The organism is Cellulomonas bogoriensis 69B4 = DSM 16987 (assembly GCF_000767165.1).
Classification (GTDB): domain Bacteria; phylum Actinomycetota; class Actinomycetes; order Actinomycetales; family Cellulomonadaceae; genus Actinotalea; species Actinotalea bogoriensis.
In genome coordinates this window covers 1-6,830 of the sequence record NZ_AXCZ01000145.1, presented here as the reverse complement: position 1 = coordinate 6,830, position 6,830 = coordinate 1, and the positions used below count along the sequence as shown (strand labels likewise).

The 6,830-nt window shown below is 72.2% G+C and carries 6 protein-coding genes; all 6 read left to right on the top strand.

Features of this window, described 5'->3' with window-relative positions; translation table 11 throughout:
- A partial coding sequence (locus N869_RS11600) for an Rne/Rng family ribonuclease (protein WP_156968513.1) occupies positions 1-1,918 on the top strand: 1,918 nt, incomplete at its 5' end.
- A 173-nt stretch (positions 1,919-2,091) separates the two neighbouring features.
- Positions 2,092-2,400: a 50S ribosomal protein L21 gene (rplU, locus tag N869_RS11595; RefSeq protein WP_198026055.1), complete on the top strand. Its 309-nt coding sequence runs from the start codon at positions 2,092-2,094 to the stop codon at positions 2,398-2,400.
- A 59-nt stretch (positions 2,401-2,459) separates the two neighbouring features.
- A complete protein-coding gene (gene rpmA / locus N869_RS11590; protein WP_035061853.1) occupies positions 2,460-2,717 on the top strand; it encodes a 50S ribosomal protein L27 in 258 nt (85 codons plus the stop codon).
- A 95-nt stretch (positions 2,718-2,812) separates the two neighbouring features.
- The gene (gene obgE, locus N869_RS11585) at positions 2,813-4,330 is read left to right on the top strand and encodes a GTPase ObgE (RefSeq protein WP_035061852.1); all 1,518 of its coding nucleotides are present in this window, start codon (positions 2,813-2,815) and stop codon (positions 4,328-4,330) included.
- Positions 4,330-5,454, top strand: a complete 1,125-nt coding sequence (gene proB / locus N869_RS11580) for a glutamate 5-kinase (protein ID WP_035061859.1) — start codon at positions 4,330-4,332, stop codon at positions 5,452-5,454. Before obgE ends, proB begins: the two co-directional genes overlap by 1 nt.
- Before the next feature lie 16 nt (positions 5,455-5,470).
- Complete coding sequence (locus tag N869_RS11575) at positions 5,471-6,799, top strand: glutamate-5-semialdehyde dehydrogenase (protein WP_084137022.1); 1,329 nt, start codon at positions 5,471-5,473, stop codon at positions 6,797-6,799.
- The last annotated feature ends 31 nt before the right edge of the window (positions 6,800-6,830 follow it).

The window sequence follows — 6,830 nt, the reverse complement described above, 5'->3', positions numbered from 1 at the left end:
CCGTGGGGGCGACCGGAGCGAGGACGAGGGTACACAGGAGTCTGACGTCGAGGGCTCGGGCGAGGCCCCGGGCGGTGACGGCGCCGACGGTCCCGACGGGAACGCCGGCGAACCCGCCACCGGGGAGGCCGTCGAGGGCGGCGAGGGTGAGGGTGAGGGCACCAGCAGCTCGAGCCGTCGTCGGCGTCGGCGACGCCGAAGCCGTGACCAGGGTGAGGCGGAGAGCCCGCGCAAGGCGCGGTCCGGCCGGAGCGGAAGTGACGAGGTGACCGCCCTCAAGGGGTCCACCCGCCTGGAGGCCAAGCGGCAGCGGCGGCGTGAGGGGCGCGACGCGGGACGCAGGCGTGCGGTCCTGACCGAGGCCGAGTTCCTGGCCCGGCGAGAGGCCGTGGACCGGGCGATGGTCGTGCGTGAGGCGGACGGCCGGGTGCAGATCGCCGTGCTGGAGGACGGCGTGCTCGTCGAGCACTTCGTGTCCCGCTCGGCGCAGAACGCCCAGTCCTCGATGACCGGCAACGTCTACCTGGGTCGGGTCCAGAACGTCCTGCCCAGCATGGAGGCTGCGTTCGTCGACGTGGGCAAGGGCCGCAACGCGGTCCTGTACGCCGGTGAGGTCAACTGGGACGCGGCCGGGATGGAGGGCCAGCCCCGTCGGATCGAGCAGGCGCTGAAGTCCGGTGACTCGGTGCTGGTGCAGGTGACCAAGGACCCGATCGGCCACAAGGGTGCGCGGTTGACGTCCCAGATCACGTTGGCCGGACGGTACCTGGTGTACGTCCCCGGAGGGGGCATGACGGGGATCTCGCGCAAGCTCCCCGACACCGAGCGTGCCCGTCTGAAGAAGCTCCTGAAGGAGATCGTGCCCGACGGTGCCGGTGTGATCGTCCGGACCGCTGCCGAGGGGGCCTCGGACGAGGAGCTGCGCCGGGACGTGCAGCGGCTGCAGGACCAGTGGGCCGCCATCGAGAAGAAGGCGAAGTCCGCGTCGGCGCCCGCGATCCTCCAGGGTGAGCCCGACCTGGCGATCCGGGTCGTGCGTGACATCTTCAACGACGACTTCGGCTCGTTGGTCGTCCAGGGGGACAAGGCCTGGTCGACGATCTCCGGCTACGTCGACGACATGGCCCCGGACCTGCGTGAGCGGGTGACGCGGTGGACCGACCAGCAGGACGTGTTCGCCGCGCACCGCGTGGACGAGCAGCTCGCCAAGGGGATGGACCGCAAGGTCTGGCTGCCCTCGGGAGGGTCGCTGGTCATCGACCGCACCGAGGCGATGACGGTCGTGGACGTCAACACCGGCAAGTTCACCGGTGCCGGCGGGACCCTGGAAGAGACGGTCACGCGGAACAACCTCGAGGCCGCCGAGGAGATCGTCCGCCAGCTCCGGCTGCGGGACATCGGCGGGATCATCGTGATCGACTTCATCGACATGGTGCTCGAGTCCAACCGTGACCTCGTGCTCCGCCGGCTGGTCGAGTGCCTGGGCCGGGACCGGACCAAGCACCAGGTCGCCGAGGTGACCTCGCTGGGGCTCGTCCAGATGACCCGCAAGCGTGTCGGTCAGGGTCTGGTCGAGGCGTTCAGCGAGACGTGCGACCACTGCCACGGTCGCGGGTTCATCGTGCACGCCGACCCCGTCGAGGCCAAGGGTGGTGGTGAGCAGAAGGCCGAGCAGTCCGGTGAGGGCAAGAAGCCCCGCCGCAAGAAGGCCGCGGCTGCTGCGCCGGCGGTCAGCGTGCCGGTGCTCCCTGAGGCCAGGGAGGCGGTCAAGGCGACCCTGGCGACCATCGCAGCCGCAGCCGCGCACGCTCACGACGACGAGGGTGAGGGTTCCGGGCCGGACGGGAGCGAGACGATCGCGCCCGCGCCGGAAGGCGGCGAGGCCGGCGCCGGTGACCAGGGCGAGGGCCCGGCCTGAGCATTTGACCGTGCAAGGTGCGTTCCGTACTCTTGGACGTCGGCGCGTTCTGGCGCGTGCGACCGTGCGCGCCCCGATGGTCGGGTCATCCCGACCCTCGCGCGGCGCTCCCCGAGATCTGAGCACGCCCCACACGTATGACCGTGGTTCGACGAGTAGAGATGAGCATCAACGTGGTGTACGCGATCGTCAAGACTGGTGGCCGCCAGGAGAAGGTGTCGGTCGGCGACGTCGTCGTCGTGGACCGTCTGGCCGGTGACGCCGGGTCGACAGTCCAGCTGCCCGCGCTGCTGCTCGTCGACGGGGAGAAGGTGACGTCCGACGCTGAGGCCCTGGCCAAGGTGACCGTGACCGCCGAGATCGTCCGGGCCGAGAAGGGCCCGAAGATCGACATCCTCAAGTACAAGAACAAGACCGGCTACCGGGTGCGTCAGGGCCACCGGCAGAAGCTGACCCGTCTGAAGGTCACCGGCATCAAGTGAGCTGACGGCTCCGGCCGGCACTCCACCCTCCGTCAGCACAGCGCGAAAGCAGGTCAGTCATGGCACACAAGAAGGGCGCGAGCTCCTCGCGGAACGGGCGCGACTCCAACGCACAGCGTCTCGGTGTCAAGCGTTTCGGCGGGCAGCTCGTCAACGCCGGTGAGATCATCGTCCGCCAGCGCGGCACCCACTTCCACCCTGGCGTGAACGTCGGGCGCGGTGGGGACGACACCCTGTTCGCCCTCACCCCGGGTGCGGTCAAGTTCGGTGTGCGTCGGGGCCGCAAGGTCATCGACATCGTCGCCGCCAACGCCTGACCAGTCTTCCCACGAAGGGGCGCACCGTTCGGGTGCGCCCCTTCGTCGTCCCAGGGCAGCCTCCCTGCCCCAGGCCCACCTGAAGGGAGCCCACCGTGGCCACGTTCGTCGACCGCGTCGTCCTGCACGTATCGGGTGGCGACGGAGGTCACGGCTGCGCCTCCATCAGGCGTGAGAAGTTCAAGCCCCTCGCCGGGCCCGACGGAGGCAACGGCGGTGACGGCGGCGACGTCGTCCTCGAGGTCGACGCCCAGGTCACCACCCTTCTCGAGTACCACCACTCGCCCCACCGGCACGCCCCGGGCGGCACGCAGGGCATGGGGGACAACCGGCAGGGCGGTGCCGGCGAGGACCTGGTCCTGAAGGTCCCGGACGGCACGGTGGTGAAGGACCCGGACGGCCAGGTCCTCGCCGATCTCGTGGGTGCCGGGACGCGACTGGTCATCGCCGCGGGCGGGCGCGGAGGGCTGGGGAACGCCAGCCTCGCCTCCCCGCGGCGCAAGGCTCCGGGCTTCGCGCTCCTGGGCGAACCGGGCGAGAGCCAGGACGTGGTCCTGGAGCTGAAGACGATCGCCGACGTGGCGCTCGTGGGGTACCCGAGCGCCGGCAAGTCGAGCCTGGTCGCGGCGATCTCCGCCGCCCGGCCCAAGATCGCCGACTACCCCTTCACGACGCTCGTGCCGAACCTCGGGGTCGTGCAGGCGGGTTCGGCACGCTACACGGTCGCCGACGTCCCTGGGCTCATCCCCGGGGCGTCGCAGGGCAAGGGCCTTGGCCTGGAGTTCCTCCGGCACGTCGAGCGCTGCGCCGTCCTGGTGCACGTGCTGGACTGCGCCACCCTGGAACCCGGCCGCGACCCGGTCAGCGACCTGGACGTCATCGAGGCCGAGCTGGCGGCCTACTCCGGGGACCTGGAGGTCTCGGGCGGGGTGCCGCTGACCGAGCGCCCTCGGCTCGTGGTCCTCAACAAGATCGACGTCCCGGAGGCCCGGGACCTCGCCGAGATGGTCCGTCCCGACCTAGAGGCGCGTGGTCTCACGGTCCATGAGATCTCGACCGCCAGCCACGAGGGTCTGCGCGAGCTGACGTTCGCCCTGGCCCGGGTGGTGGGTCAGGCGCGGGCGGACGCCCCGCCGGCGGTGCCCGCACGAGTCGTCCTGAGGCCACGGGCCGTGGACGAGGCGGGCTTCACCGTGACCCGTCACGACAGCCCGGACCGCACCTGGTTCCAGGTGCGCGGCGCGAAGCCGGAACGCTGGGTGCGCCAGACGCAGTTCTCCAACGACGAGGCCGTGGGCTACCTCGCCGACCGGCTCGCCCGGCTCGGTGTCGAGGAGAAGCTGTTCTCCGCCGGCGCCACACCCGGAGCCGAGGTCGTCATCGGGGACGAGCGTGACGGGGTGGTGTTCGACTGGGAGCCCACCCTGCAGACCGGCTCGGAGCTCCTCGGCGGTCCCCGCGGCACGGACCTGCGCCTGGAGGAGCGGAACCGCCCCACGCGTGCGGACAAGAGGCACGAGTACAAGGAGCGGATGGACGCGAAGGCCGAGGCCAGGGCCGAGCTCTGGACCGAGCGCGAGGCAGGTCGGTGGACCTCCCCGGAGGACGAGTGATCACCCGACGTCCCGACCTCGCCGACGCCCGCCGGGTGGTGGTGAAGGTCGGGTCGTCGTCCCTCACCGGTACGGACGGCCGCCTGGACACCGGTGCGCTGGGTCGGCTCGTGGACGTGCTCGCCGACCGCGTGCGGTCAGGTCACCAGGTCGTCCTGGTGACCTCCGGTGCGATCGCGGCCGGCATCGGGCCGTTGGGCCTGGCTCGACGGCCGCGGGACCTGGCGACGGCCCAGGCGGCCGCCTCGGTGGGGCAGGGGCTGCTCCTGGCCCGCTACACCGACGCGTTCGCGCGGCACGGGCTGCAGGTCGGGCAGGTGCTGCTGACCGCGGAGGACACGATCCGGCGCGGCCACTACCGCAACGCCCAGCGCGCCCTCGAGCGGCTCCTGGACCTGGGTGTGGTCCCCGTGGTCAACGAGAACGACACGGTGGCGACGGATGAGATCCGCTTCGGTGACAACGACCGTCTCGCGGCGCTCGTCTCGCACCTGGTCCGTGCCGACGCGCTCGTCCTGCTGACCGACGTCGACGGGCTCCACGACGGGCCACCCAGCCGGCCCGGCTCGCGCCGGATCAGCACCGTCGACGGTCCGCAGGACCTGGAGGGCGTGGTCGTCACCGCGCGGGGGAGCGCGGTGGGAACCGGGGGCATGGTCACCAAGCTCGCTTCGGTCGCCATCGCGACCGGGACTGGGATCCCCGTGGTCCTCACCGCGGCACCGCAGGTCCGTGCGGCGTTGGCGGGGCGCGAGGTCGGGACCTGGTTCAGCGCCACGGGCCGGCGCATGTCCCGGCGGCGCCTGTGGCTCGCCCACGCCGCGCGCAGCCACGGCAGGGTCGTGCTCGACGACGGTGCCGTGCGCGCCGTGGTCGAGCGGCGCACGTCGTTGCTGCCGGCCGGGATCACGGCCGTCGAGGGGGAGTTCGACGCGGGGGACGTGGTGGAGCTGTCCGACGCCCAGGGGCGCGTGGTCGCGCGCGGGCTGGTGTCGTACGGCTCCCAGGAGCTGCCCGACCTCATGGGGAGCACCACCACCGAGCTCGTCGAGCGACTGGGTGCCGGGTACGACCGCGAGGTGGTCCACGCCGACGACCTCGTGGTCGTCCACACCCCCCGGTAGTGCCTATCCTGCGGGGATGACGACCACGGCCAGCCCCACCGGACCGACTGCGACCACGACCGGCACCACGACGGTTCCCGTCGAGGTCGAGGAGGCCGTGCGGGCCGTGGCCCGACGGGCGCGCGTGGCGGCGCGGGCGCTGGCACGCGCCGACCGGGCGACCAAGGACAGCGCGCTGCACGCGATGGCTGACGCCCTGGTGGCCGGGGCGCAGGAGGTGGTCGCCGCCAATGCCGTGGACCTGGAGCGCGGGCGTGCCGCAGGGACGAGCGCAGGGTTGCTGGACCGGCTCGCCCTCACCCCTGAGCGCATCGAGGCGATCGCCGGCGCCCTGCGGGACCTGGCGGCGCTGCCCGACCCGGTGGGTGAGGTGGTGCGCGGCTCGACCCTGCCGAACGGTCTGCGGCTGCGGCAGGTGCGGGTGCCCCTGGGCGTGGTCGGGATGATCTACGAGGCCCGCCCCAACGTGACGGTCGACGCCGCCGGGCTCGCCCTCAAGAGCGGCAACGCCGCGATCCTGCGCGGCGGCACCGCGGCGTCCGGCTCGAACACCGTGATCGTGCGGGTGCTGGGGGAGGCGCTGGAGTCGGTCGGGCTCCCTGCTGACTGCGTGCAGTCCATCGACGAGCACGGCCGCCCCGGTGCCGTGGCCCTGATGCACGCCCGCGGGCTGGTCGACCTGCTGGTCCCGCGGGGCGGTGCGGACCTGATCCGTACGGTCGTGGCCGAGGCGACCGTCCCGGTGGTGGAGACGGGTACGGGCAACTGCCACCTGTACGTCGACGCAGGCGCCGACCCGTCGATGGCGCTGCCGATCCTCATGAACTCCAAGACCCAGAGGGTGGGGGTGTGCAACGCCGTCGAGACGTTGCTGGTCCACGCCGATGTGGCCGAGACCTTCCTCCCGTCGGCGCTGGAGGCTCTCTCCGGCGCCGACGTCGTCGTCCACGGGGACGAGCGGACCGCACGGTCCGCTCCGGACGGGGTCCACGTGGTGCCCGCGACCGACGAGGACTGGGCCACGGAGTACCTGTCGCTGGACATCGCGGTGCGGGTGGTGCCGGACCTCGACGCTGCGGTGGAGCACATCCGGGCCTGGTCCTCGGGGCACACCGAGGCGATCGTGACCGGCGACCTGCGGGCGGCGGACCGGTTCGTGGCCGAGGTCGACTCGGCGGCGGTGATCGTCAACGCCTCCACCAGGTTCACCGACGGCGGTCAGTTCGGGCTGGGCGCCGAGATCGGCATCTCGACGCAGAAGATGCACGCCCGTGGCCCGATGGGGCTGCCGGAGCTGACGACCACCCAGTGGGTCGTCCACGGGGACGGCCACGTCCGGGGCTGACCCGTGGGTCCCAAGCGGTGGGGGTTCGCCC